The 26,025-nt window shown below is 58.0% G+C and carries 26 protein-coding genes and 1 pseudogene; 11 read left to right on the top strand and 16 right to left on the bottom strand.

Annotated elements, in window-relative coordinates:
- Positions 1-573 precede the first annotated feature (573 nt).
- Complete coding sequence (locus tag IFT87_RS05105) at positions 574-1,155, top strand: recombinase family protein (RefSeq protein ID WP_192007801.1); 582 nt, start codon at positions 574-576, stop codon at positions 1,153-1,155.
- 50 nt (positions 1,156-1,205) lie between these two features.
- Entirely contained in the window at positions 1,206-1,424 is a 219-nt protein-coding gene (locus IFT87_RS05100; RefSeq protein WP_056405815.1) for a hypothetical protein, read from the top strand.
- A 510-nt stretch (positions 1,425-1,934) separates the two neighbouring features.
- Here IFT87_RS05100 and IFT87_RS05095 read toward each other — a convergent pair.
- From IFT87_RS05095 to IFT87_RS21010, 3 genes are all read right to left on the bottom strand, one after another.
- On the bottom strand, positions 1,935-2,435 hold the full coding sequence (locus IFT87_RS05095) for a MucR family transcriptional regulator (RefSeq protein WP_192007800.1): 501 nt from the start codon (positions 2,433-2,435) through the stop codon (positions 1,935-1,937).
- A gap of 333 nt (positions 2,436-2,768) precedes the next feature.
- The gene (locus IFT87_RS05090) at positions 2,769-3,176 is read right to left on the bottom strand and encodes a response regulator (protein ID WP_192007799.1); all 408 of its coding nucleotides are present in this window, start codon (positions 3,174-3,176) and stop codon (positions 2,769-2,771) included.
- 749 nt (positions 3,177-3,925) lie between these two features.
- Positions 3,926-4,117, bottom strand: coding sequence for a DUF6771 family protein (locus IFT87_RS21010; protein WP_446740629.1), 192 nt, complete (start codon positions 4,115-4,117; stop codon positions 3,926-3,928).
- A gap of 495 nt (positions 4,118-4,612) precedes the next feature.
- On the opposite strand from IFT87_RS21010, the gene IFT87_RS05085 reads away from it, so the two are divergent.
- Both IFT87_RS05085 and IFT87_RS05080 read left to right on the top strand, forming a co-directional pair.
- Positions 4,613-5,110: a hypothetical protein gene (locus IFT87_RS05085; protein WP_192007797.1), complete on the top strand. Its 498-nt coding sequence runs from the start codon at positions 4,613-4,615 to the stop codon at positions 5,108-5,110.
- Between the two features lie 183 nt (positions 5,111-5,293).
- Positions 5,294-5,728 (top strand): pyridoxamine 5'-phosphate oxidase family protein, encoded by a 435-nt coding sequence (locus tag IFT87_RS05080; protein WP_192007796.1) that lies wholly within the window; start codon positions 5,294-5,296, stop codon positions 5,726-5,728.
- A 326-nt stretch (positions 5,729-6,054) separates the two neighbouring features.
- Here IFT87_RS05080 and IFT87_RS05075 read toward each other — a convergent pair whose 3' ends face one another.
- The 4 genes from IFT87_RS05075 to IFT87_RS05060 form a co-directional block, all read right to left on the bottom strand.
- Positions 6,055-7,506, bottom strand: a complete 1,452-nt coding sequence (locus tag IFT87_RS05075; protein WP_192007795.1) for a hypothetical protein — start codon at positions 7,504-7,506, stop codon at positions 6,055-6,057.
- A complete protein-coding gene (locus IFT87_RS05070) occupies positions 7,503-8,576 on the bottom strand; it encodes a hypothetical protein (protein ID WP_192007793.1) in 1,074 nt (357 codons plus the stop codon). The genes IFT87_RS05075 and IFT87_RS05070 overlap by 4 nt, the downstream gene beginning before the upstream one ends.
- The gene (locus IFT87_RS05065; protein ID WP_192007792.1) at positions 8,573-9,196 is read right to left on the bottom strand and encodes a hypothetical protein; all 624 of its coding nucleotides are present in this window, start codon (positions 9,194-9,196) and stop codon (positions 8,573-8,575) included. Before IFT87_RS05065 ends, IFT87_RS05070 begins: the two co-directional genes overlap by 4 nt.
- 403 nt (positions 9,197-9,599) lie before the next feature.
- The gene (locus IFT87_RS05060) at positions 9,600-10,934 is read right to left on the bottom strand and encodes a vanadium-dependent haloperoxidase (protein WP_192007790.1); all 1,335 of its coding nucleotides are present in this window, start codon (positions 10,932-10,934) and stop codon (positions 9,600-9,602) included.
- A gap of 378 nt (positions 10,935-11,312) precedes the next feature.
- On the opposite strand from IFT87_RS05060, the gene IFT87_RS05055 reads away from it, so the two are divergent.
- Positions 11,313-12,392, top strand: a complete 1,080-nt coding sequence (locus tag IFT87_RS05055; RefSeq protein ID WP_192007789.1) for a helix-turn-helix transcriptional regulator — start codon at positions 11,313-11,315, stop codon at positions 12,390-12,392.
- A 253-nt stretch (positions 12,393-12,645) separates the two neighbouring features.
- On the opposite strand, the gene IFT87_RS05050 is transcribed toward IFT87_RS05055, so the two are convergent.
- From IFT87_RS05050 to IFT87_RS05035, 4 genes and pseudogenes are all read right to left on the bottom strand, one after another.
- Entirely contained in the window at positions 12,646-13,257 is a 612-nt protein-coding gene (locus IFT87_RS05050) for a GGDEF domain-containing protein (RefSeq protein WP_192007788.1), read from the bottom strand.
- Positions 13,258-13,278: 21 nt separating this feature from the next.
- Positions 13,279-13,617, bottom strand: a complete 339-nt coding sequence (locus IFT87_RS05045) for a hypothetical protein (RefSeq protein ID WP_206757223.1) — start codon at positions 13,615-13,617, stop codon at positions 13,279-13,281.
- A 651-nt stretch (positions 13,618-14,268) separates the two neighbouring features.
- Entirely contained in the window at positions 14,269-14,673 is a 405-nt protein-coding gene (locus tag IFT87_RS21005; protein WP_192007786.1) for a lysozyme inhibitor LprI family protein, read from the bottom strand.
- A 592-nt stretch (positions 14,674-15,265) separates the two neighbouring features.
- Positions 15,266-15,821: pseudogene (locus tag IFT87_RS05035) on the bottom strand (recombinase family protein).
- Positions 15,822-15,986: 165 nt separating this feature from the next.
- Between IFT87_RS05035 and IFT87_RS05030 the strand changes: the two are divergent.
- Entirely contained in the window at positions 15,987-17,204 is a 1,218-nt protein-coding gene (locus tag IFT87_RS05030; RefSeq protein WP_192007785.1) for a hypothetical protein, read from the top strand.
- 622 nt (positions 17,205-17,826) lie between these two features.
- Here the strand turns inward: IFT87_RS05030 and IFT87_RS05025 are convergent.
- The gene (locus IFT87_RS05025) at positions 17,827-18,024 is read right to left on the bottom strand and encodes a hypothetical protein (protein ID WP_056677650.1); all 198 of its coding nucleotides are present in this window, start codon (positions 18,022-18,024) and stop codon (positions 17,827-17,829) included.
- A 172-nt stretch (positions 18,025-18,196) separates the two neighbouring features.
- On the opposite strand from IFT87_RS05025, the gene IFT87_RS05020 reads away from it, so the two are divergent.
- Together IFT87_RS05020 and IFT87_RS21000 are read left to right on the top strand one after the other, a co-directional pair.
- Complete coding sequence (locus tag IFT87_RS05020) at positions 18,197-18,760, top strand: recombinase family protein (RefSeq protein WP_192007784.1); 564 nt, start codon at positions 18,197-18,199, stop codon at positions 18,758-18,760.
- Positions 18,761-18,865: 105 nt separating this feature from the next.
- A complete protein-coding gene (locus IFT87_RS21000) occupies positions 18,866-19,015 on the top strand; it encodes a hypothetical protein (protein ID WP_446740628.1) in 150 nt (49 codons plus the stop codon).
- A gap of 134 nt (positions 19,016-19,149) precedes the next feature.
- On the opposite strand, the gene IFT87_RS05010 is transcribed toward IFT87_RS21000, so the two are convergent.
- Genes IFT87_RS05010 through IFT87_RS05000 form a run of 3 tightly spaced genes read right to left on the bottom strand, consistent with a single transcriptional unit; the run spans position 19,150 to position 22,435 of the window.
- On the bottom strand, positions 19,150-20,034 hold the full coding sequence (locus IFT87_RS05010; protein WP_197975158.1) for a plasmid partitioning protein RepB C-terminal domain-containing protein: 885 nt from the start codon (positions 20,032-20,034) through the stop codon (positions 19,150-19,152).
- Positions 20,031-20,909, bottom strand: a complete 879-nt coding sequence (locus IFT87_RS05005; RefSeq protein WP_192007783.1) for a plasmid partitioning protein RepB C-terminal domain-containing protein — start codon at positions 20,907-20,909, stop codon at positions 20,031-20,033. Before IFT87_RS05005 ends, IFT87_RS05010 begins: the two co-directional genes overlap by 4 nt.
- Positions 20,906-22,435 (bottom strand): recombinase family protein, encoded by a 1,530-nt coding sequence (locus IFT87_RS05000; protein ID WP_249403219.1) that lies wholly within the window; start codon positions 22,433-22,435, stop codon positions 20,906-20,908. The genes IFT87_RS05005 and IFT87_RS05000 overlap by 4 nt, the downstream gene beginning before the upstream one ends.
- Positions 22,436-22,531: 96 nt before the next feature.
- Between IFT87_RS05000 and IFT87_RS04995 the strand changes: the two genes are divergently transcribed.
- A complete protein-coding gene (locus IFT87_RS04995; protein WP_132897473.1) occupies positions 22,532-22,918 on the top strand; it encodes a hypothetical protein in 387 nt (128 codons plus the stop codon).
- A 956-nt stretch (positions 22,919-23,874) separates the two neighbouring features.
- Here IFT87_RS04995 and IFT87_RS04990 read toward each other — a convergent pair.
- On the bottom strand, positions 23,875-24,345 hold the full coding sequence (locus IFT87_RS04990; protein ID WP_081874163.1) for a GFA family protein: 471 nt from the start codon (positions 24,343-24,345) through the stop codon (positions 23,875-23,877).
- A 241-nt stretch (positions 24,346-24,586) separates the two neighbouring features.
- Here IFT87_RS04990 and IFT87_RS04985 point away from each other — a divergent pair, with 241 nt between their 5' ends.
- Together IFT87_RS04985 and IFT87_RS04980 are read left to right on the top strand one after the other, a co-directional pair.
- Entirely contained in the window at positions 24,587-25,021 is a 435-nt protein-coding gene (locus IFT87_RS04985; protein ID WP_031439730.1) for a VOC family protein, read from the top strand.
- A gap of 206 nt (positions 25,022-25,227) precedes the next feature.
- On the top strand, positions 25,228-26,019 hold the full coding sequence (locus tag IFT87_RS04980) for a DeoR/GlpR family DNA-binding transcription regulator (RefSeq protein WP_037528619.1): 792 nt from the start codon (positions 25,228-25,230) through the stop codon (positions 26,017-26,019).
- The last annotated feature ends 6 nt before the right edge of the window (positions 26,020-26,025 follow it).

Genomic DNA, 26,025 nt, shown 5'->3' with positions numbered 1-26,025 from the left:
GCGGCTGCATGGTAACGACCTTGCTTAAATGATGAACATCAGCCCCCCGCATTTTAGTCGCCATTCAGAGTTCCCGCTTGGGCCCGGCTCCGCTTTTCGGGAGATAACTATGGATGCGGCCCATGAATTAGCTCGAAGGTAAATCAGCACGAGTGAGATGAGCCGAAAATTAGTTTTGTACCGGCGCGCAGTTGGCAATTTCGCTAGAACTCATGGAGTTAAACCTCAGGCTTCGGGTTTGTTTAGCCGTACTGAGGCCGAACAGCTCTTACCGGGTCTGCTCGTTAGCTGACACCGCCGTAGGAACCACAGCGGCATGATCGTTGCAGCCCTTTGTCGCTTAACCCGATTTTCGCGACATCTGTGAGAGGAACCGCGCTGTGAAACGTCAATGATGACTGGCGTATATTGCAGGCACTAGATGCTATCCGAGGTGATGACGGGAAACACATGATTTACGACATCTCCGGTCTCGGCCTTCGCTCAATAAGCGCCGCCTTCGGTCGTAACATTCGACAAACCCTGTCGCTTTGATTGAGTGTTCGAGAACGTGCTTTCGGGGGTTTGTCGTACATGCTGGTTGGATATATGCGGGTCTCGTCGACTGGTGACCGCCAAACGGTCGATCTTCAGCGGGACGCGCTAGTCGCAGCCGGCGTCGATCATCGTCATTTCCTTACCGACAAGGTATCCGGCGCGCGCGACGATCGGCCAGGACTGAAAGCCTGCCTCGACTATCTGAACCCGGGCGACACGCTGATCGTGTGGAAGCTCGACCGGCTTGGACGCTCTCTGCCGCAGCTTCTGGCGATTGTCACCGATCTGAAGACGCGCGGTATCGCATTCCGGTCGCTGACCGAGCAGATGGATACGACCACGCCACACGGCGAACTGCTGTTCTCCCTCTTCGGCGCACTCGCACAGTATGAGCGCGCGCTGACGCGCGAGCGCGTAATGGCTGGGCTTGCTGCGGCAAAGCGTCGCGGACTCCAGGGTGGTCGCCCGCCGATGATCGATACCGAAACGCTCGAACGCATTACAGCCGCGCTAGATGGTGGGGCCAGCAAGGTATCTGTCTGTCGGACCTTCAAGGTACCGCGCTCGACGCTGATCGGCACGCTGGCCTGGATCGGCTGGACCGCACCAAGCGCATAGGGATTCCTGTTCGGTTGGGTTAGTGGTCTCAATCAACAGGAGCTAATTTAATGCGTTACGTAATCCGTAAAGACGGCGAGATGTCCACGCTGGGTGTTCACCGAAACAGCTTCGACGAAGCGCTCGCTACCGCTGCTGAAATGATCGCAATGCGCGATGACGAAAAGTCGATTGCGGTGGAAGACACGTGGGAAAATCGGACGATAGACGAAGCTGAAATAGCGTCTTTGATTGCCGCGAGATCGCCGGACACGGCTGACAATGTGTAACGCAGTGCATTTAGGCGCGGTCGTTGGGGGATACGAGTGAACGGTTACGTGGAATTTTACAGTCTTGAGGGTGATCCGATCGTTATAAACGTCGATCGCGTAAACTTTGTGCGCCGTTTCAAGGGTGGCAATGATGCAAGTGCCGTAAACTTTGAGAAGGGCAATTATGCTGTTGTCAAGGGAAACCTAGCGTCAGTGATGAAAACCCTCCAAGAGGGATAGCCGTTTTCCTGTCAGGCTCTACCGTCACAGTTCAACTGCCTAATGGAGGCGAACCGGACCACAATAGGGATCAACCTTGTGGTTGATCATACTGGTACATCAAATGCGCGTATTTCTAATGGGCATGCTGCTCACGCTCGGTGCTTGCAACGATCACAAGCGGCCCAATTCTTTCGACGCCAAGCCTGACGAGAACAGCGCAACTCCCTACAACGGCGTGCCGCAAGGAGAGCAAAAGAAATAACCGCTTGGGGTGGCCGGCCTTTAATTCTAAAGGCCGGCCTGCAATCACTCTGCGCTGTCGTCGGCTTTGCGCTTACGCGGTGAAGGCTTTGCCGCCTCTGGCTTGGCCTCATTCGTCTGACCGGGCTTCCGACCCAGGCCGATGCTCTTGGCCATGGTGCGGCGCGCTTCCGAATAGGTAGGAGCGACCATGGGGTAATCAGCCTTCAGGCCATAACGCTCGCGATATTCCACTGGCGTCATGCCGTTAGTGGCGAGGTGACGGCGCAGCGTCTTGTACGGCTTGCCATCGATCATGCTGATGATGTGATCGGGGCTGGCGAGGGACTTACGGGCGGTTACCGCGCCAACGTATTCCTTGGGCTCCTCCGCATGGCTTTCTTCGGTCTGCGAACCGCCAACAAGCGACTGAACGCTGCTGTGCATCTGCGATAGAAATGCAGGAACGTCGTCGGCCGACGTACGGGTATTTGGATTGCTGAGCCAAGCGATTGTCAGCTCGGTAGCGAGTTCAACAGCGTTGGGCTGGTAGGTATCGTCGGGCATTGAATACTCCATTTAGCTGACAGGCAAGTAGGGTTCCCTGAATAATCGTACAACCTTCAAAAAGTTATTCTGTGATATCGCTTTGATGGATGAGACCGCTGCCTGACGATCATCAACGGCTGAGTGAACCCCCGATTGAGAAGTCACCGGAGATATAACGCCAGCAAAGTGGCACCCTTTTATATGTAAGTTGATCCGGTTTGGTCTTTTAAGCCTCAACTCAACACCGATAGTCCCGTGGACTCCCTCGTCCTTTGCAGATCGCTATTCGTGCCTAACACACGTCGGCAATTGTTATCGGTTCGGCAACTTGGGTTCGGTGTGAACGCCCGTCTAGACCGCTTTTTTCAGGGGCTCTGGCAGCTTGCCATCGGGCAGGGTCTCGCGGAGATGGCCATGGATCATCTGCGCATTGAACGGTTTGGACACGAATGTCGCCTTTTCGGGCAAATCATTCGCTTTCGGCCGCAGGTGGCCGCTGCCGATGACGATCTCGATCCAGGGGTAGTTCTCTGCCACGTGGTGGGCGAGCTCGAACCCGTTAGTATCGCCCGGCATATCGACGTCTGAGAAGAGCAGGGTGATTGTGTGCGCGTACTCGGGGAGCATCGCGATCGCAGCATCGCCGTGATCCGCTTCATAAGTGCGGAAACCCGCATCTTCGAGAATACCTGTGACATCCATGAGGATGAACGGGTCATCGTCAACGGCGAGTGCATAGGGGACTGTTGATAGGGACATGCCGCACCAACCCGTCACATGCCAAAACGGCTCCGACGGATCTCTGGCTTTGACATTTTCAAGCCATCTTTGCGAATGCAAACGCCTAATTGGCCCATTGTCCAAAAGGACCCAGACAATAAAATACCCCGCTGCGGGGGGGCAGCGGGGCGCTTTAGAACCAGCGGGCCAAGGGGGGAGGGTGCCCGGCCGGTTATGATATCAACAGTACAGGCCAGCGTCGGTTCCGTACATAGTTACGAAAATGCCCTGCCAATCTGAAGACCGACAGGGCATTGCGAGCTCTCACCGCCGTTCCCCCCGAAAGGGCAGGACGCTTCCAGCGTATTTAGAAACTGCCTAGCTTGTAGTGTGTTCCCCGGCGCTCGTCTGTGATGCTGGACCATGTGAACGGTCGCCCCGGCATCAGCGGCATAGTCGGTGATGACGCCCGCCCCTACAAGAAGCCCACCTTACCCTCTCAGCTTCCGCTCGAAGCGCTTCCATTGGCGTTCGTCCTGACCGTAACCGAGAAAGGACGGCGGTAGTGGCGTCGGTGCGATCCTGCTTGGCCTACTGTCGCAAGCCAAACATCGCAGATATCCGGGGAGGCATTTGACCGACATGTTCTTGCGTTTGAGGTAGCACCATCTTGCTAGAACCAGGCGGTGCACGCCCCCCTTACGCCCGCATTTGGAGCATACGCACCCCACATTAGCTTCGTGCTTCGTGAAATCCCCAGCGTCCTAAACCACGTGTTGCCCACAGGATCACCAGGGCAAAGCCATCTGCGCCGTTTCAGCGTCTACAGGCTGATATAGAGTGCCGTAGACATGCCTTGCCACTTCCAGGCGTGCGTCTGCTCTCAGTCCCTCGCGCGGGGCGGTAAGGCCGATCAAATCCCATGCAGGCGCGTTCTCGATAATGGCCGCAATCCGCTCCGGCGAAATCACGCTAGCCATCAGAAGCAATCGGTCGAGAACTTGCCGTACGGCACAGCCCACGCCGCGCGAACTCTGCTTCGATCGGTGCCAGGAGGGTCTCAGGACCGTCTTCGAAGCATTGGAAAAAGATGTTCTGCATCTCGTAAGGCCGAAGCTCTGGCAAGATCTCGGCAATCAGAGTGTGAGTCTAACTGAACGGCTGTGCGCCGTCGTGCATCGACTCGAGTGCGTGTTCCATACCCGGATTATAGCGGAACATAAAAAGAACGCTAGCGTGATCCTAGCTTTTCAACCCGGAGGTTTAATCAGCCTTTTTAACTGCTTTTTCAGCCTCGCGATTCGTTAGAAGGATATCTGCATCACGAATGCGGTCATTCTATCGCTGTAGAAACGATGCACTTTCTAAAATTTGTCCGAAAAAGGCGCTGGCGATTTTATCCAGTGAACCTGCGCCCAATCTGCGAATTAGACCGTTGCGTTCATAACGTCCCGGAGCAGTATTGGAGAAGTGAAATGGCACTAGAAAACATTGTTAACGCGGCCAAGTCTGCTTTGAAGGATGTCGTCTCGTCGCCATCCGCTGACCCAATTTCCGACCGCGACGAGGTTTTGCAGGATTTACATCTGGCCGAAAAGGCATGGGCGACTGACGGTGTTCATTCAGGAACATGGTTCGTCCGTGACGGCGAGCATGTTGCCTTCACGCCTACGACGCGAAATGGGGCGACACTGACGATCGGTGGTCAAACGACGAACTTCATTCCCGCTGACCGCTTTGCCGATTACCTGGTGAACATGCGGGCCGCTATCGAAGCAGGCGAATTTGATCGCGAGATAGCAGGTGCGCTCCATGGTTCGGCTAACGTCGGGGGAATTGCCGAGGTTGCGCTTCCGCCGGCTAGAGAAGGCAGCCCGCAAGATATCCGACAAGTGCAACAGGATGCTGTATTAATTCGTGAGGGGCGCAATCCGGACGGATCGTTATCTGCAGTTGTGAGCAGCGGTTCGTAGCAACTACTGGGAACAGAGTGGCTCGGCAGGTCTGGGGAGGAGCCCCTGCCTTACCTGTCAATTTTCTAAAAATTGTTCGCGATTGTACCGATAGTCGTATCGGCGCACGCGACTGTTACGCCACTACGTTCGTTGCAACCGCTTGGGCAAACTTTCATGACCCCACATTGAAGGAGCAACACGATGTCCGACCTCAGCCTACACAACCTGTCAAAAAAGATGGCAAAGTTGGACTTCACGATGATGGCCACTCGCTCACCCAATGGCACCCTAACAGCCCGCCCGATGAGCAACAACGGCGATGTCGAATACCGAGGCGACAGCTACTTCTTCGCCTACCAAAACTCGCGAAAGATTGCTGACCTGCGTGCCGATCCGCACGTCACGCTTAGCTATACCGGTGCCGTCGGTATGCTCGGCGGTCCCCCGTTGTTTGTAACTGTCGAAGGTGCCGCTGCGCTGATCGAGGACAAGGCTGCATTCGCCGATCACTGGACCAAGGATCTCGATCGGTACTTTCCCGAGGGCATCGACACACCTGGTGTCGTGATGATCCGTGTCGATGCAAAGGCGATCCGATACTGGGATGGTAGCGACGAGGGTGAGATCACCATCTGAGCAAGGCACCTAAAGCCCGTACCACACAGGACTTCCGCGGCATTGTCGCGGAAGTCCTGACTTTTGGGCGTCGCGTATGTCCCACTTTCTGCGACATACAAGCGGATTTAGGCGTGGGCTGATCGCCTAGCTAGCCTTTCCCGCAGATGACGGCCTTTCGGAAGACTTGATCAGTCTGTCTCCACGATCGCGAGATCGAGCCCGTGGCATCGAGAAAGTGAACGCTATGGCCGCTTGGGATGCGAAGGATACATGCGCACGGTCGCGAGGCGCTCTTCGACTAGCCAGGTTTCGACGTCTGCCGGTCTGACATCACTCCCGTCGGGCTAGCCTGCTACCGTGGCCTCCGTCTGAGTTCGCCGTCGTCGTCGGTCGAGCCTGACCGTCAGCTTGCGTGCCAACTCGCGCTGGTGCTCACCCATGTCGGGTTCATCTGCGGCACGGCGAAGCATCTCCGCTGCCGACCTGCAGGGGGCCTCACCATCCCGTATAGCCAACTCGGCTTTAGCGCGGGCGACTGCATACAGAATCGATCCGGCAGACTTGGGTTTGTCCGCTCCCACCGCGAAGTCCGCAAGCTCGTCGAGGACATGCGGGTCATTTCGTCGAAGGAGGCGGTGGTAGAGGATTCCTGCGCTCCTGCGCCGAGCCAATGCGTTCGCCACCGAACGGTAAGAGGGCGTTCCATCGGCTGGGAGCACGTTTACCTCTAGGTCGTTGGAGCGCAACCGGGTACCGTGTCTGTATTCGAAATCAACCCACAGCCGGTGAATGCCGGGAATGCGAAAGGTATAGCCGCCGGCCTCCCCGAAGATGCTCAGGTCGCGCCTGAACGGCCGGCCTGGCCGTATCTGACGCGACCGCGTTGCACCGCAATATCGGCGCGGCGACTGCAGTCTCCGCCTCGATCCCCCCGGCTCCTCAATCCAGACGGCGAAGGTGTCGTATCCGGCGTCCAGTGTGTCCGGCACCCTGAAACTGCGGTCGACGCCGTTCGCCACGCGGAGCGTGACGTCGAGTTCGATCGGCTCAAACGGCCAGAACTCCCGCTGCCCCATCCCGATCGCGAGTTCGAGCCCGAATTGAGGCGGCGACGACGCCCGCCGAACTTGCGAGTTGTGGTTCGCGAACATGCCAGTCGACTGGAAGGGGGAACCTCCGGGGCACACGAATGGTGAAGATGAGCAGTGCGCGAGCATGTTGCGGTGCGCCGGCAAGAATTGGTAGCTCTCCGGAGGATAGGGCTTTGACACGCTTTGCGCGAGGAAGTTGGCGGGGTGGTTGGCATGCTGCAGGTTGAACACGTGGCCGAGCTCGTGAATCGTGGTGAACAGCGCCTCCGCCTGACGGGCAGCGTCGGACTTCCGGTACTGCGTGATTGCGCCGAGGAAGACCGCGCAACCCTCTCGGGGCACCGCACGGAACGCCTTTGCGCTACTCGGATCATCGGGCGTCTCGAAGCCTCTATCAAACATAACGCCGAGCGCCTGAGGATATGGAGCGTAGAAGTCGGCGAACATAACGGCGATCTTGTTGGCGGGCTTGCCCGGCACGTTCTGCGTAAGATTTTGTAAGGCGAGGTGCAGGTCGAGCGAGTGGAAGCCTTTCGCGTTGCTCATCGGAGAATTGAGGGGCGCATTGTTGATGCTGAGCTGGATGTCGCCAGCCGAGCCTTGATCGAAAACGTCGCGCAGCACCTGCTCCTCGCCGTTCATTGCGAACGTCGGAATGCCGACCTGTGCAGTCAGGCGTGCCAGCAGACATTCGAACGCGATCACCGTTGCACCGTGAAGTCGATCGGATCGGTCATTCCCGGTTGATCGTCCGCCAGGATCAGCGAGGGGGATAGGCTATATCGTCCCGGCGGCGTAGCGCTGCTCAGGGTGAGCACGATCCTTCCAGAGGCCGAGCCCGTGCTTACCTCCGCCTTCGTGACAAGCGCGATGCGGTTCGTTGCGCCCGTGCCGATCGCGATAAGCTTGGACCTGGACAGATCGAAGGACTTCATCGCGCGATCGGTCGTGAGGGTGATACTCAGGGGAGCGCCCGTGCGACGGAGGACCGACGGACCTTCAAGTGCGATCGATAAGTCTCCCGAGCCCGCAGGCGCCGAGGCAGGCGCGGTGGGGGACGACGTCGCGAACGCCGCCGGGCCGTCGAACGCCACCAGCTTCACGTCGTCGGTGCCGATCGGAACCACGCGGAACAGCACTGGGCCGGCCGCTTGGGGAAAGGCCTCCCCATCGATTACGTTCATCGCACCCTGTGCCTTCGCGCTCGCCGCCTCTGTGAGGAACTGCTGCTTGGCCAAGGCTTCATCCGCCGCGATCCTAGCTTCCAGCTTCTGCTGGTCCGTTGCGCCGCTGCCTTCGAGAGTTTTTACCTTGGCCTCAGCAATCGCTAAGGCAAGGCCTGCGTCCTCGATCGCCTTCATCTGCTCCTTGGCCGTTGTCGCCTGCGCCTCGTCTTCCTTCGATGCCGCTTCAGCCCGCGCCTTGACGAGGTTGCCCGCGGACTCGACGGACGCGGCTGCGACGGCGTCCGACTTGGCGTCAAGCGACACGCTCTTGAGCATGCCGTTCTCGCGCTGGACGTCGAGCGCGTATGACGACAGGAAGGAGGATGTCTTCAAGGTGTAGGTGTTGTCGGGATCCGGCAGATACTCCACATCAACCGTCATCGTACCGTTCGCTTGGGGCGTAACCCGGATGATGGGAACCGGCAGCGAATACTCGATACCTTCCGCCCGGGGGGTGGCGATCTGGCTCCTGACAAAAGTCGAGCACCCGGACAGCGCGACCGTGCTGGCGAGCATGCCGGTCAACGCCAGCGTGCAGACTTTGCTCATCGCTTGTCCTCCTCTGGGGCAGGCAGAGATTCTGCTGCAGCCTTCGAATTCTCCCCCTCGCCGCCTTCCTTGTTCGGTGCCGAGACCGTTACGCCGATGGCTCGCGGCGTGCCGTCCGACCCCACGCTCTTGCCTCCCGCCAGCCTCGCGGATCCGTTCTTCAGTATGATCTTGAAGAGGAGCGGCGGAGGCAAGTTGCCGCTGGCACCCCCGCCTGCGACGTTGAAGGCTTTTAGCGCGACCCCTGCCGCTTTCTCCAGTGCGCCGACGACCGCCTTGGGTACGATGGTCTCGTCGACCACCGTCTTCCCTTGGGTCAGGACGCCGTTAGTGAAGGTCAGCGTCGTGTTGTTAGAGGCGAGCAGAGCATAGGGGTCGACCGTTCGTTTCTGGGTGAGATCCGGGAGGAACAGGAGCTTGCTGACGAGACCGCCCTTGCCGTCGCTGTAGACCAGCAGGAATGGAGCGCTCTCGTAATAGCGGATGCCCTGTGCCTTGGCGTCCGAAAAGCGCCCGTCTACTTGGTATGCCGGGTTCGAGATACGACCGACCTTCGTTCCGGCACAACTACTTAAGAGCGCTGCGCCCGCAATTATCGGACCAGACGCCAATAACTGCATAGATAGTCTACTTCGCAACAGCCGCTTTAATGCCCCCTGATAAAAGTAATCCATGTCACCCCCACTGCCGCACACAACGGCACAGTTTGAACGCTTCATAGCGAGTCTCTCCGCGAAGATTTGAACCGACTAGAACGTGCTCGATTTATAGGCGTGGAATACTAGAATTGCCCATACGATTAATCTGCGGCGTTCCGTTGCATCAGCTAATCGTCACAACTGTCCATATCAATTTCGTAAGCTGAGCCTACCTATGTATGGTCATCAATCAGAATTTCTTACTTGCTATATCTGGAGATTATGCCTGATGATTGTGACCAACACATGGTTGCCACATATTACAGCCAGTCTTCGTAAATTGAAATGTCGCAACTTACTTTAGCCACTGGCAGGGTTCTAGGCTTTACGAGAAATGTGAAGCGGCTATTGTTGTCGATGTAACGCCGAGCTTTGCGGCGACCTCGTTAGCGATCTGTCCACCAAGCCAGACCCCACCACGCTTACCTAAATCTGCGGGAGTCTTCGGTATCCCGAACTCGCCGTCCCCATCACTCCCTTTTGTTGTGATCCCGTCAAACTGCCAGTGCACACCAATGTAAACACGACTAAGCGAATTATCGGTAATGGCCTGCCATAGGCTCTTGTGTGATCGGGTCAGGTGTTCCCGCGGAAACGATGTACGCGGGTCGGTGTTACGGCCGTTGTACTCGTCGGACGTGAAGTCAAAGTGGATGTTATCCACACCTTTGCCGTCAAACTTCGCAACGCCCTTTTCGACTAGATATAGTCGTAACAGTTGGAAGGCGGACGCTCCAAAAGTAGCGTGACCAGAGGGATATGCCGGAAAGTCTGGCGTTAAGCCTTGACCGCTATTGTTTGTGTCGGGTCGTCCTAGTGGCAGCCATCCAGGAATGGGCGTTCCATTTCCATCTACGGCGTTCCGTATGCCGACGACCGGCCGCCACATCATATGTTCATCACTGTACTTGTAGTGCCAAGCCTCGACACCCGCATCGGCCATGGCGATCGCGACTCCCGCGATGATCGCGAGCTCCTCACCGATGTCGAGCTTTCCCGGCTTACGTGCTTCAATGACATCTAGCACAGTCAACACGACCTGCATGTAAAGGCGCGGCGGCGTCCCAAGCTCCGGCGCCCCGTCGTAGCCCCAAAAGATGCCGACGACTTCCTCTTCGGCGGTACGGGTGCCAGTGTGGCGATCCGCGCCTTTGGCAGCAACCTTCGCAAAATCAGCTTGGAAGTGTGGTGTGGTGTTGACGGCGGTAGTCGATGCCCGACCAGGCGGTGAAGGGAAATAGGCGAGGCGGGTAGCGAGCAGACGCTTCGACTTGCCCCACTCACCGCCTGAGTAACCTTGAGTCGCCTCGTTTGGGGGGGCAATGTGCTTGTACGGTGTCCCAGGACTAGGTGCGAACATCCCCTGTTTTGCGTTTACTGGATCGTCCGCACCAAACTCGTGGACTGCGGTGCCAAAACGTCGCCCTGCGGCTTCGGCGTCTGCGTGACCGCCAAGACCATAAAGTTCGAACCACTGTCTCCATGCATAGTCGAGCAGGCGCGACTGCTTGGGGTAGCGGTGTAATAGAACCTGATGGCAAGCCGCGGCCGCGGTCATGATCGGCGGCAGCCCGCCCAAGCTACCTGTGTCCGGGATAGTGAGTAGAGGAGGTCGGCCGGCAGCCAAAGCATGGGCGTCGTGAAGTGCGCCCAGTGCCATGCCAAGCGCCCGGGCGGTTAGGAATGGGCCACGCTGATCGCCCTCGCTAATTGGTGCGCAGGGTACGCGGAACGTATGATCGCGTCGGATGCACTCTAGCGCCATGTTAATCCAAAAGCGAAGCTGACTAGAACCTACCGTCATGACTGCCCCCTCATGATAACGGTTACGGTGTCACCGACGCCGTAACCACGGATCTACTACCCCCGCACAGCAAAACTGCACGGCGGCAGGATCATAGCAGCGCCCCCATCGACAGCCCGGATCTTCGAACAATCTTAGATTCGCCCTCACCACGGGTCATACGTTATGGTAAATGGCAGCGCGTCACCCGTATGGGTGATATCATCCGCGCGGTTTCATCATGTTGGAGCGCACATGAGAGACGAGTCTGATGTATTGACCGATCTGATCTACGAAGCGGGATTTATGCCTTCTCTGTGGCCTAGAACCCTTGACCGACTGGCACATCACGTTGGGGCGCGTGGCGGACTCTTGATGATTAAGTCAGGTAGCGCGGAGAAATGGACGGCATCTTCTAGCCTCGATTCAGTGATGCGGGAGTTCGTTGACGAGGGATGGGTTGATCAGAACCTCCGCGCAGTTCGATGTAGAGCCGCATCTCGACACCCAGGATTTTTGACGGATCATGACTTAATGAGTCCGAATGAGCTGGAGACCCTGCCGATCTACACTGATTTTCTAAGACCACGAGGATTTGATGAGGGCGTTGGCACAGCTATCCAAGGCATCCAAACAGACGGCCTGATGATTACCTTCGAGGGCTTTTCTAGCTATCTTGGAGCAAGTAACTCTGTTTTAGCACTTAACCGGCTACGCCCTCACCTTGCACGAGCTTCGGCCATCTCGGCACAAATGCGACTCATTCAAGCACAAGCTGCAACTGATGCACTGGCAGCGATTGGAGCAGCAGCTGCTATCATAACTGCTGACGCTTATGTGGTAAGTTCGAATGCGCTTTTCAATCAAAACAAAGACGATGCGATCGATTTGAGGGATGGCCGTATGAGGCTACTAAACCCAAACGCAAATATTGGATTTTTATCCGCTCTCAAAGCCAAAGATATTTCAATAGGGACATCGATTGCCGTCAGAAGAATTGACCAATCCCCTTTTGTTCTCCACCTGCTACCAACCTCACGATCTGCTCAAGACGTATTTTCTTATGATACCATACTTGTTGTAATTGATAAACTACACAATACATCCTCGCTAAAACCAAGTTTCCTACAGATTTTATACGACCTAACGCCGGCCGAAGCTAATGTCGCCTTTTTAGTAGCTGAAGGTAATGGCTTGTCTATGGTTGCAAGCAAGCTTGGCGTCTCGTCAGAAACGGTGCGTACTCACTTGAAGCGCGCGTTCGCCAAGACAGGAACTGGAAAGCAAGCAGAGCTATCTCTGCAACTGCAATGCATGACACCGCCAAATCTCTGAACCTTATCATCGGACTGCGCCGCTGGAAGCTGAACGTCATGGCCGGTCGGTTATACGGGTGCCGGCACCCAACCCGGTAGACTAGGCTCCCCAACATTGGAGAGGCGCGATCGAACTCCTTAGCTCGTAAGTTGTCGCGAAAGTTCTGGATTTTGACTTATGCGACGCCGTGGTGTCCAAGATTGATAATTAGGTGCCAGAACGTTTTCCAGTATTATTTGCTTAAAGTCTGACTCGGACTTTATCCCGTTTTTTATAGGGGCCGGTCAGACGCTCGATCGCGCCGCCCCGTTCTCTTGGTAGCGTAGAGCGCAGCGTCGGCGCGGACGAACAGTTCTTCGGCGTCATAGCAATATGGATCGGTTGGGAGGGCAAAACCGCTTGTGGCGGCCACCTTAAAAATATGTTCCCGCCACAGGACGGGTGCGGCCAGCAGGGACTGGAGGCTGTCCAGACTTGCTTTTATCAAGGATAATGGTTCATCATTACTGACGATTACGGCAAATTCATCGCCGCCTATTCTCGCGGTCAGCAGCGCTTCGGGGAAACTCGTGGAAAGCCGCTCTGCGAAGGCCTTGAGGCAAGCATCTCCAGCCAGATGCCCCAATCGGTCGTTGATCCCCTTGAAGCCATCCAGATCGAACAGAATCAGGGCACCCAGCGGGCTGATTGGTGCGACGCCGGGTTGCCTGTTTAGGAAGCGGCTTTCATAGACAGTTCGGCTTGCCAGCCCGGTAAGGGCGTCATTCTCCGCAAGCCGTCGCAGCGTCTCGTAGCGCAACTTCTCTTCTGTGATGTCCTGCTTCAAGCCGTACAGGAGACGTTTGCCACATGCAGTGCGGCTCATCTCGCCGGTAATGCGCATCCACCGCATGTCGCCAGTCGCCTAGGTGATTTGCGCGTCTAGGGTGAAAGTGCCGCCGACGGCGATCGCCCGGGCGCGCAGCCTCTCTAGCGCGTCGCGGGAATGCTCCGCGTACATTTCGACAGTCTGCCGCCGGTCGAGGAGCATGTTCGGCGATAACCCGAACAGATCATAGACAGCGGAGGTCCAACTCAGGCTGCTATCTGCAAGGTTGCAGGACCAAGCGCCAACCTTTGCCAGCGCCATGGCACGCTGAAGCAGTGGCTTCACCAAACCATGCGATTGAGATTCGTACAGGCCCGGCGAAGGAATGCCCCACGAGTTAAACGGCACCTGGCCCTGCTGAATAAGCATTGACACAAATGTACGTATACACCCGCACTTCTTAATATGCCATGTAGTAGCAACCAGACTGCTCGGTATTTCTGGTGAGCGACCAAGGTAGTGACTGACTGACTTTGGGGATTAGCGAATTGCCTGCTTTCGGACTCTGCTCGACCATGTCGCGCGAGTCCTGAGTTTCGAACGTCTCGAATGTCGCTGCTTTTGCGACATTCGAAACCGATAACGGCTTGTGTCGCGTCGCAAAAGGGGTCCCTTTTGCAACGGTCGAAACCGCCCATTGTCGCCGTTCAGCACGGTTGTCGCGGTGCCTGAAAGCCGTCGCTTATTGAGGATGGAAGGCTATGCTGCCTGCAGCCTCGGTTGCCTGCAATCTGACGCAGGCATAGGATGAAGCGACTTATCAAGTGAGGACTGATCCCATGAACGCCTCCGATCAACGTCGCCGAACTGGAAGAAGGCACCTTTTGGTTGCCGCAGTTGTCGTCCTCGTGGCGATCACACAATATGCTGGCTTGAAGGACGCTGCTCACGACTTCGAACGCGGCTTCCGGGACGGCACTGGCGGGCGCTAAGCCGCCATTCCGCTTTCCACCCATCCGGCCATTCGTGATGCACAAATCAAAATTTTTGCATCAACGATAATGCCGTGAAAGCGCGTACCCTCAGCTATCCGCGACCATCTGACAGTGCACTATCGATGGCTGGGCGAGGTAGTAAGGGAGGCGTGCTATCAGCATAAGTCAGCCAGTTACGCCAGATCATATAAGTCCGTAAGCGCGTTAGGCGTATGCGGCACCCGGCCTCCATGCTCGTCCTGATTGTGCCATCCCGATACTTCTCAAAAATCGCACCGCATTCAGATTCTCTATACGATAGCCATGACCGTTGAGCTTGGATGAAACCTTTGGCTACAGGCTCCCCACCGTCTTTGCGAACTCGCTGAACTGCCACGTCGTAATAGCGGTTTAGATCAGCATCTGCCTCGCCGAAGCGAGCTGCGAGACAGTCGTTCACCTGTGTAGTTGTTGCACCAGAGCAAGGAGCAGGATCAGGGCTGGCACTGACGACCATCGCTAGCGCTAGAAGGGGCAGCACAGGCTCTCTCCTTAATCAGTAGATCCTAGTGATAGCTCGCTAAACCAAGAACGGAAGATCGTTTCCCAATGATGCAAAACTCACAAGTTTTGCATCATACGATGAAGGGCAGAACCGTGGTCTGAATTTTGATGCACATCTCCGATGCGTTGTAGCAGTCAAATCTGCCGTTAGGATCGACAGGGAACAGGGGGCAGTAAATTATGAACCTATCAAATCCACTGGCAGCGTTGCTCGTCGCTGCCGTCATTGTATCGCCGGCATTGGCTGAAACATTCAATTATAAGGCACCGGCTGGGGCTAACTTTCTGCTCCGCGATCAAGCCATTGGCTGTTATCGGGGGTACAGCTTCTCAACGTCGTCGACCCTAGCTAACGTTGCCGGTTATTATGACAGGCAAGCTCAGAAATCTGGCCTAAAGCGTTCTGTCGTTCAGCGCCGCCCTGGTTTTCACTTCGCTAACTATCACGATGCTACCGGTTTTTCGTTGAGCGTGGCCGTGAATGCTCGATCAAAGCCGACCACCGCTACCATCATGTATCGCGGGAGAAACAGGCCACCCCGCTGTTAGCGTCCCTGATTTCGATGCAGCCGCGATATTGTTGCCTGATCGACGTCGAACAGCGCTGCGACAGTGCGTTGCGTGTCGCCAGCTGCAAGCCGCTGTGGCGCTTCTGTCTGCTGGTGAGGGGAAGGGTAGCACGTCGGCCGAACTTGACGCCACGGGCCTTGGCCTGGCCCCTGCCGGCAGCGGTGCGCTCGGTAATACGATGGCGCTCATAGCTGGCGGCAACCCCCAGCACCGCAATGATGACATCGGCAAACTGCGAGGTGGTGTCCACCATTGGCTCCGCAATCGAGCGGAAGCCAGCACCGGCTTCCTTCACCGCATGGAGGATGTTCAACAGGTCACGGGTATTACGGCAAGGCGATCAGTGGACGTCACCATAAGCACGTCGCCGGTATCGAGCGAGCCGATCGCGCGCTTGAGCTGGGGCCGCTCGGCAGTCGCGCCGCTGACCTTCTCGCGATAGGCCTTCGTGCAGCCGGCCGCATCGAGCTGGGCGAGCTGCTGGGCTAGATCCTGCCCGTTGGATGAGACGCGTGCGTAGCCGTAAATCATGCCCCGATTGTGCATTGGATTTATGCATCATGGAAGCGCCTGCAATTCGGCTGTTTTCCGCATGATGCAAAATCCGTGATTTTTGCATCAGAAGCTTAAAAACGCGGGAGCTCTCACTGTCGCCAAAGAAGTTGAAATCGGAAAAGGTGATCGGTAGCATTCGATATGCGCTTACTTATTCCAGATATGAGTTCACGAAATTTCATCGCGGCAATTTTTGTTGCTTCGCTTAGCTCGTGTGCAACAGACCAACCCGGTGTCCTGGGGCAGCGCGTAATACTCTCACAGCCATTCGAGATCGTTCAGGTAAATAGTCTGCCTTCCATGATCTCTTGGAAATTGGAGAGCCTGTCGGAAATCGATCCAGACCATCCCATTGTATCGGATGGCGACACACAGACCCTCAGCCTGTTCGGGCGTGAGGATCTAATCGCAGCATCTAGCGACGATTATAAACCCACGAACTGCTCACCATCTGCACTGGCGACAGCGGCTCTAGATGAAATCGTGCGTAGAGCCGAGCAGACTTCCATAGTCATTATCAACGAAAGCCACGAACGATCGCGTCACCGCTGGTTTACTGCGGAAGTAGCACGACGCCTGCGCCCACTGGGTTACGATACGTTGGGGCTGGAAACGCTATCGAATCCGCCGGCTACTGTACCACAGCGGTATCTGCCCTCGCTTCTTGGCCATCCGGACCTGCCCTATCTTTCCGATGACGACGGCCACTACTCTTCAGAGGCGGGCTACGGGCGGCTCGGGCGGCAAGCCAAAGCTCTTGGCTATCGCCTGCTGCCTTATGAGGACAACACACACAACGAGCCGAGCAAAGGTGTCAGTCAGAGCCAGCAGATTGCTTTTCGAGAAGAAGCCCAGGCCAACAACCTAGCGGCATTCGTAAAGAGTTACCCGGCCGCCAAGCTGTTGATTCATGTCGGCTATTCGCATGCAACCGAAGTTCCTCGGGCCGATGGTCAGAAATGGATGGCAGCACGGCTGAAAGAAAAGACCGGTATTGATCCTCTTACTATCTCACAAACGACATGCCGGGGCGGTAGCGAAACCATGCGGCTCGCGACCTTACCTTCGGACCAACCCGCCGGAACGTTCGATCTAATCATCGACCATCCAACCGAGCGATTCACGCGCGGACGGCCGGATTGGCGTAAGATGGCAGGCGACAGGATCATTACCATTCCCCGCAAATTGCGACCGGCAAAGGGGTGGCGTGTGATCGAGGCCCGCCCCTTAGGTGAACCGGATACCTCGGTCCCGATCGATCGAGTAGCAATCCGCCCAGGTGAGGACATCGGCTTGCTGTTGCCGCCTGGACGCTACCATGTCCGCGCGATCGACGTGGTTTATTCCGCCCCCAAATGAGCATCAGTCGACAGGTAATTTATGGTGCCCTGTTGATGCAAAACTTTTGACTTTTGCATCAGGAATGTCCGGGATGGAGAGGTAAGCGGACATAAACCCACGGCGCTAACTGCGAATTACGCCGTGGATTTCAACGTGCGGCTTGCTTCCCATTGAGGGCGAAGGAGCGGCGCCACAGATGCGCTTTCCGTCTATAACAACTGTCACCGCGCCCTGTTCTTTGAGTTTAACCGAAACGTTGTGAAAGGCATTAGCCGCAATCTGCCAGCCGTCACGATCAGCTCCCGGTTGGAAGCATAATATAAAGGAAGACAAATTCGGTCCGGCCCAAGACGCGGTAGCATTAGCAATCACCCCCGGATCGTCGAGTTCGCCCTTCTCGCTTACTCTAGCCCAAAACGGACCGGATATAGGGTCGTATTCAGCCGGGGGCGCGGATGGCACTGACCTTTGGTCAAAACTTGGAAGTCGGGCGTCCAAGGCCACGCTTGATAGGATCAACCAAGCCGTTGTGATTGCGGTGACGCATCTTTGAGTTCGTACCATACGAGAGGTGATAGATTAGATCGGAATGTCGGAAAATGGGCGAAAGCCGTCATACCGGCCGGATTGTCCAGGCGGCTTAAAGGCTGATTTTGCGCCGGGCCATCTCAGCGAAGGCATACTGCGCGATAGCCGTCTTGGGCTTCCCCCTAAAAATGTCGGCAAGATCGAGTAGGTCCTCGTTTCCGAGTTCTATGATCGACATCTCGATCTGCGTGAGACGCTTCATCGCGCCCGCGTTCTGCTCCGCGTCCCGCTTCATCCGTATTTTCAGCATACGATCATCGTACCACCAATGGCATGCATGCGGCAGATCCCCAAAGCTCGGCGCCCTCGTGTCGCAAATATGCTAAGTTTCGCGACAGCGCTCCCAATGCACCTGTTCCCTAGTCCGTAAATGTCGCAAAAGTGTGTTGCATAACTCTTTCATTTCGATGCAGTTATGCGACATGCTGATTGGCTACGCCCGTGTGTCCACCGATGACCAAGACCTCCGGCAGCAACGCGCCGCGTTGGAGGAAGCTGGATGCAAGAGGACGTTCGAGGAGAAGATTTCGGGCGCGAAGCGTGACCGGCCCGAACTGGCCAAGATGATCGACCAGCTGCGCGACGAAGACACGGTCGTTGTAACGCGGCTTGATCGGCTGGCACGCTCCACCCGTGACCTGCTCGACATCGCCGAGACGTTGAAGGATGTGGGAGCCGGCCTGCGCTCGCTGGCCGAACCCTGGGCAGATACGACTTCGCCAGCTGGTCGCATGGTACTGACCGTGTTCGCCGGCATCGCCGAGTTCGAGCGCGAGCTAATCGGCCAACGTACTAGCAGTGGGCGGGTGGCGGCCAAGGCGAGGGGAGTCCGCTTCGGGCGCCCGCCCAAGCTCACACCTGATCAGGTCGCTCTAGGCGAGCGCTTGGTGAGTGAGGGCACCTCGGTGCGCGAAGCAGCCAAGCTGCTCAAGTGCCACCATGCCACGCTCTACCGGGCACTGACTGCTGCGGCATTGACAGCATAAAGCCGACCTTCCCGCAACCGACGCGCCGTAAGGGAGACCCGCGAGCGGGTAATGGCAGGACTGGCTGCAGCCAAACGTCGAGGACGCCAAGGTGGCCGACCGCCGATGATCGAGGCCAAAACGCTCGAACGGATTACTGCCGCACTGGAGGGAGGGGCCAGCAAGGCGTCTGTCTGCCGAACCTTCAAGGTGCCGCGCTCGACCTTGCTCGGCACGCTTGCGCGGATCGGCTGGATAGCGCCGGCCAAGATTTAACCGAACGCAGCGACCCGACCTTTACCGCTGCCAGAACCGGGGCAACCAGGTCTTACATCTTTAGCTTCGGCCCAACGGGGATCGTTTATCAGTGCAGATGTTGAAAACGGCTTAGGCGACGTCCGAGCAATGCCTTAGCTGGCATCCAGAGAGGTCGCGTCAACTATGGCTTGGAACTGGCTCATGATTTCAGGATGCCTTGACGTGATGTAGCTCGCGACTTTGTCGTTGCCGATCAACCGCTTCAGGTAGCGCGACGAAAGCACGAGTTCGAGGACGTCGTCGCCGAAATTGGAGTCCCGAGCGCGGAAATCGGCATTGAGCGTTTCGAGTTCACGTTCCATTCGCGCCATCTGTTCCGGCGTGACGCCGAGTATCTTCTTAGGCTGATCGGGTTTGGCGAGATCGCACTGACGGGTCGCGGCCAGGATCGCTCGAGCGTAGCTGGCGGTGAAGTTGTTCATCGCCGCCATCATCTCAGCCGCCGCAAACTGCTTCTCCGGCTTCAGCTTGCGGAGGATGTCGAAGACGACCGCGTTAACGTGCTTGTCCTTGAGTATCTCGACGGTATCGGAGGATATTCTGTCGAGCATGGTCCGTCGGCGGGCGACCAGCGTTTCGTCCATGCCCAGCGCCGCGGCAATCATGGCGGCCGGCACGCCACGATCGAGGGCACGCGTAATCATGTAGTGCTCCTGCACCGTAGCCAGACGGTTCACCCGCTTATTGTAGGTGAAGGCTTCGTCGTCGTCAGCGACGATGCACGGAGCCGACTCCACAGACGCTTCGCGCAGCGCATGCAGACGAAGATGGCCATCGAGCAGCATGTGCCGTCCGTTCCTATCGGCGACCGTGACGGCCAGTGGCTCGACGATGCCGATCTCACGCACCGAGGTCGCGATGCGGACATAGCGCTTTGATTCGACTATGCGGACCGTCATTGGGCGGACCGGCAGGATCGCGTCGAGACGAAGGTCCAACACCTCGCGAGCGAACGATATCCGGATCGGATCTTTCACGTCGGGTCTCCGGCGATGCCCAGGCGCTGAGCGACAGGATGAGGGAGACTGGCCAGCCCTTCGGCTCGAAGAAGCGTGACGAAATGCTCGTCCGCCAGCAGCTTGCCCATCGCGCCGACGATGAACGTGAGGCGTCCTTCCGTCAGCGTTGCCTTCTTCACCAGAAGTCGCTGGCGCTCGACCTCCTTTTGGTAGGCGCGGACGAGCGCAGCGGCGGTTGTGGGCTGGCTGCGTTTCGGTCCGGTTCGAACGGACTTGATGCCTTTGCCGATCAGGTTCCGCTGATCGACGATCCTCCGGATCGCGAGAACCTGAGCGCCCGGTAACGACCCCGCTTCGTACGCCTCCGTAAGGGACCGTTGCACCTGCGCGTCGTCGGCACGGGCGATCTCGGCCGCAATGGTGTGTGGAATGACACCACGTTCAACGGAGTCCAGCAGCCGTTCCTCGCCTTTCTCAAGCAGGAAGTTGATCGTCCAGACGTACTCGGGGCTGAAGCCGACCTTCCGCGCTATCTCCGTATGGCTGTAGCCGCGCTGCCGTAGCACGCCCACTTCGCGGATCAGCTCGAGCGGGGACAGGTTGCGGCGCGCCATGTTCTCGACGAGACTCATCACGTAGCATTCGTCGCGAGTGGCTTCGATGACGATGGCCGGGATCGCGGTCGCGCCTAACTTGACGAATGCCTCCATGCGACCTTGTCCGCAGATCAGTTCGAAGCCCTGGCCGTTTGGTGAACGCCTGACCATGATGGGGCGCTTGAGTCCGACCGCGCGTATGCTTTCGACGAGATCTTCGAAGACCTTCCGGTTGCGTACCCGGGGGTTCAGCACTTCGATGGAGGCGATGGGAATGTCGATGATGTCGGGCGTCACAGCGCGTACTCCACGGCGTGACGGCGCAGCAGGTGGTACAGCGGCGAGAGGTCTTCGGCGCGATAAGCATCGAGCATGATGCCGTTGTCCTCTCCCATGCCGAAACGGGGCTCGGCACCGAGATCGATCCACGGAAGGAGATAGTGGTCCCGCACCGTCCTGTTGTCCGGCGCGAGGCGAACGATGACTGTGATGTCGGGCCGCAGACCAGCGTCGAGGCGGACCCGCCAGCGTAGCGATCCGGCGGCGGTCGTCCGGCATCGAGCGATAACGAGCGCGATCGTTACCTCGTGGTTGACGACGAGCAGATCGGTCGTTCCGTCGACCGAGACATGGCCGCCGACCGCTTCGATGCCCAAGACGGTGCTCGCGACCACCTCGGGGTGCATCAGGCGAAGCTGGCGATTGGTCTCGACGTAGCGGAAGTCGCGGTCGGGGGTGTAGCCTATCAGCTGGTATGCCCTCAGCAGGCTGCCGAACCGATGTCGATAGGCGGCCGTTGATGGCATCGACTCGACCTCGTCGATGATCATGCCCGACAGGACGCCTTTGGTGGAGAGAAGGTCCGACAGCATGGTCAGGAGATCGGAATCCGAGAAGCGCCGGGCGCGCTCAGCGAGGATCGTCTGCGCGGCTTCGAAGAGCCCCGGATCGACGATCGCCTCGAACGCACCGGTCCGCCGGATCCACATGTCCGGTGGGTTCACCACGCGCTGTTTCTTCAGTTTAAAGGAGACGCGGTTGTAGACGTTGTTCCCGATGTACTTCTCGTTGCTCAGAATCTGCCTGACGACCGAGCGGGTCCATGGCTTGCTCAGATCGGTGACGAAGCCTTCGCCGTTGAGGGCGGTCGCGATCTCGCGCTCCGACCTATGCTCGAGTACAAACCATCGGTATATCCGGCGCACCGTTTCGATCTCGACGTCCGGTCCCGGCACAAGGATGACGCGGTCCGTCTGGAGGCTCTTCTGTTCGCCGGCCGCGAGGAGCGTCTTGGGTTCGTTGCGCTCGTTCACAAGATATCGACGCAGGCCGTATCCTGCTGGGCCGCCCTGCCGATAGCCCATAGCAATCAGGCGGCACTGCCCCGCGAAGACCTTCGTGGACAGTTCACGGCTGTATTCGCCGGCCATCATCCGTTTGACGGTCTTGATCACGTTCGCCTGGAAGCTGCCGTCGTTGTCGAACTGCTCCGCGCAGTAGTGGACGTGTATGCCGCGTTCCCGGCAGATGAATTCGTAGTAGGCGCTCTCGTCGGCGTCCTGGAAGCGCCCCCAGCGACTGATGTCGTAGACTAAAATTGCGTGGTAGTCGGCATTGCCGCTCTGCACGTCGTCGATCAGACGTCTGAGCGCATCGCGCCCGGCGATGTTCAGTCCGCTGCGACCTTCGTCCGCATAGGTGCGGACAATTTCGATGCCCCGCCTGGCGGCATATGCCGCGATCGCTTCGGCCTGGTTCTCGGTCGAGTACTTTTGAAGGTCGGTCGACATCCGCACGTACTGAGCGGCCCGCACCAGCTTCATGTCCGGAGGTTCTTCCCGCACCGCTTTTCCTGACGCTTGTCACGGGCGTGTCGCTCCCGTGTCCGACTGACGTCTTTCTATTCGCGGGAGGATGGAATGTCGTTGTCGGATAAGGACCGAAAACTTCGCGCGGGAGACGGAAACAAGTTTCCCATTGATCCGGCCGCAGACACGGTGGCGTCATTCGCCAGTGTCATCGCCGACGCGCTGCGTCGGGATTTCGGCACATCCCCGGCGAAGGTGAAGCATATCGCCCGTCTTACGGGAGCGAACGCGCGGACGGTGCAAAACTGGCTCTATGGGAGGAACGGTCCGAGCGGAGCGGGGCTGGTGGTGCTGATGCGCCATTCGGATGCGGTCATGCTAGCCGTTCTCGAACTCGCGGACCGGTATGAGATTCAGCACGCAGCGAAGAGCGAGAAGCTCCGGGGGGAGCTGCGTTCACTAATCACAATGCTGCTGGAGTATCTCGGTCCGGAATGACGCGGATCCCGCAACGAGCATCGACGCACAGTCCTTGCCAATAGCACGGCCTCAATTGCGGGACTGTCAGGTATGGATCGGTTGCAGCAAATTGTAGGTGGTGCTCGCTCGCAGGCGGACATCGAACCGCGCGGCGAGGCCATTGGTCAAAGCAACGATGGAATTTGCGTCATTCGGTATGTTGACGGCTGAGGCGAAGGGAGTCCGATTCGGACGGCCGCCCAAGCTCAAATCTCATCCGATCGCGTTGGGCGAGCGCCGGCAAGTCGGTGCACGAATAGCTAAGCTTTTCGAGGGCCACCGTGCCCCCCTCTACCGGGCCCTGACGGCTTGACGGTGGCGGCATAATGCCGACCTTCCCACAACCGACCTGTAAGATGGAATCCTAACTCAACCGCGCCGGACAAATCGGTGTCAAATTTCTCGCTGATCGGTCAAAAGCTTTGTCACTTGGTTTTGACAGATCACGATATGTTCTGACCTGAGAGGACAAGTTTTCGTGTCAAAGGACACGCTTCACCCTTCGACGCCGAGACCGAACCTCTATGACAGAGGTATGCGACGGCGTGCCGTCCTTTGGGATCGGCCGGGTGCAGTTCTGCCGCATAGTTGCTGATGCCCCATTTGTGGGTTTGGACCATCGCTGCGGACTCAGCGGTGGTCTGGCTTTGCAGTCTTGGGGCGTTCCGTGGCGGCTTTGTCGGTGTTCGGGCGGCACAGGCGGGTCAGAGGCTGGCACGCTATGCCCGGGTTCGAGCAACGCTGCTTCCCATCGGTCGTCGTGCAAGCGCGGCATTCGCGGCGTGTATCGATGCATCCTTGCGGTGATGCGAGCAAGAGCGCCAACATGAGAACCATCGTCGTGTCCTTACGTCTCGGGAAGTGTCGGCAGATTGCAGGCGCATGCGCTGCTGCGTCAAGCGACGGATCGGAGCCGCAAGAAAGCGGACTGCGGTCTATGTCTTCGGTGGCCACGCAACGGTATCATGGTCAGGATGCTGGAGAGACACAATTCCTGCCAGATGCGCCGCCGCTCGTGGCTCATCTAGCGGGTGTTCGGGGAGATTCGCCAATGCCTGAAAGTCGGCGATGCGCTCGGACGACGCGAGCTGTTCAGTCAGATGGACCAGGCGCGGTTCGTCCATGGCACCAAGCGTGAAACTGATGCTTCCCTCACCATATTCGAAGGTGAGCGGCGTGCCACAATCCCGGCAAAACCCACGACGAGCCTTGTTCGAACTCTGAAAATGACCCGGCTGACCGCGGGTCCAGGTCACGGCAGACAAGGGCGCGCCGACATAAGGCCCGAACAGTCCGCCCGTTGCCTTCTGGCACATTCGACAATGGCAGATGGAGGCGTCTTCCAGATCGGCGTCAATCCGGAACCGCACCGCGCCACACTGACATCCCCCAGTGCTGGTCATCATCGCTCGAGAATTTCATATCGGCCGACCATTCGCAATGGGGACGACGCGGAATATTCGAGGCGGTGCGGCAAGCGGAACGGCAGCATCTGAGGGGGCGTAGCTAGTCACACCGAATGCGGCGTCCTTGCCGACGATCAAGGCACTTTGGGAAGCGCGACGAACCCAGTCAAGCTTGCGGAGCGACGATTTTGCCGGGCATGATCTGATAAGACAACGAGCAGCAATCTGGTGGAGAGATCCGATGGCAGACGCTTCCAATTGGCTCCTTGATCATACCGGCATCGGTGTCACTGACATCGTTCGATCTGCGCGGTTCTACGAAGCAGCACTTCGCCCCCTCGGGGCTAAAATCGTCATGCGGATCAACGCGACTATGGGGCTGGCCAACGATGGGGACGCCGACCTGGCAGGCGTCGCTTTCGGTACCGAATATCCCGCGTTCTGGCTCGATGTTTTCCATCCAACCGGCGCGAGGCAACACACAGCGTTCCGCGCTACATCGCGCGAAGCTGTCGAAGACTTTTACAGCCATGGGCTGGCTGCGGGAGGGGTGGATAACGGCGCACCCGGTCTGCGTTCGGATGGCTATCCCGAGGGTTACTATGCAGCCTTCATGTATGATCCCGACGGAAACAATATTGAGGCTGTGTACCGGGAGTCGAGAGGGGTGACCTGAGGCGCTTACCCCGTCCCGATCGGAAGCCCCTAACAGGACAGCGGCTTCGCCCGAGAGCCGGCAGGCTTGTACGCTTCCCGATCTGCCATCCGCGAGATGGGACATGGGCAGTCGTCAGTCTCACCGATGTGGACACGATGCCCGATCATGCATGATTGATCGATAACTATCTTGTTTATGCACGGTGTGAGGGCTAGGAACAGCGGATGCCCAATGACATCCCGTCCAGCCGTCGCGATACGATCCTTGCCCGTCTATCCCTGGGCGAACCGGTTCATGCTGGTGCGCTTGCCAAGGAGTTCGGCGTTTCCGAGGATGCGATCCGGCGGGATCTGCGGGGTCTTGCCGCGGAGGGCCTGTGTCGCCGCGTCTATGGCGGCGCCTTGCCCGTCGTCGAAGGGGCGAGGCCGATGGCCGAGCGTGTCGGCGAGGATGTGCACAGCAAGCGGGCGCTGGCTGACGCCGCCGTTCGGGTCATCGAACCGAGCAGCCTTGTTTTCATGGACAATGGCAGTTCCAATCTCGCCCTTGTCCAGACGCTGCCGTCCTATCGCAATCTGACCATCGCAACGAGTTCGGTGACGATCGCCGCGGCACTCCAGCATCGCGACGACATCGATCTGCTGGTGGTGGGGGGCATGATCGACCGGATGGTCGGCGGCGCCGTCGATGGTACGGCGCTCGAGGCGATCGCGCGGCTCAATATCGACCTGTGTGTCCTCGGCGCGTGCGCGGTTTCCGCCGAGGGGGGCGTCAGTGCCTATGACCCGGCCGACGCCAATTTCAAACGTGCGCTGACCGCGCGCAGTCGCAGCACGATCGTCCTCGCGACGAACGACAAGCTCGGCCAGCACGCCCCGCACCGGGTCCTCGGCGTCGATGCCCTTACGCAGATCGTCGTCGAGCACGACGCCGATGCCGACCTTGTGCGCGATCTGACGAAGGCGGGCGCCACCATCGCGCGTGCCGACCCGCAAGACCCGCGCGGCCAGCGCTGATCCAAG

It is taken from the genome of Sphingomonas sp. CFBP 8765 (assembly GCF_014841445.1).
Lineage (GTDB): Bacteria > Pseudomonadota > Alphaproteobacteria > Sphingomonadales > Sphingomonadaceae > Sphingomonas > Sphingomonas aerolata.
The sequence above is the reverse complement of the archived record's forward strand: the minus strand, read 5'-3'. Positions and strand labels throughout refer to the sequence as shown.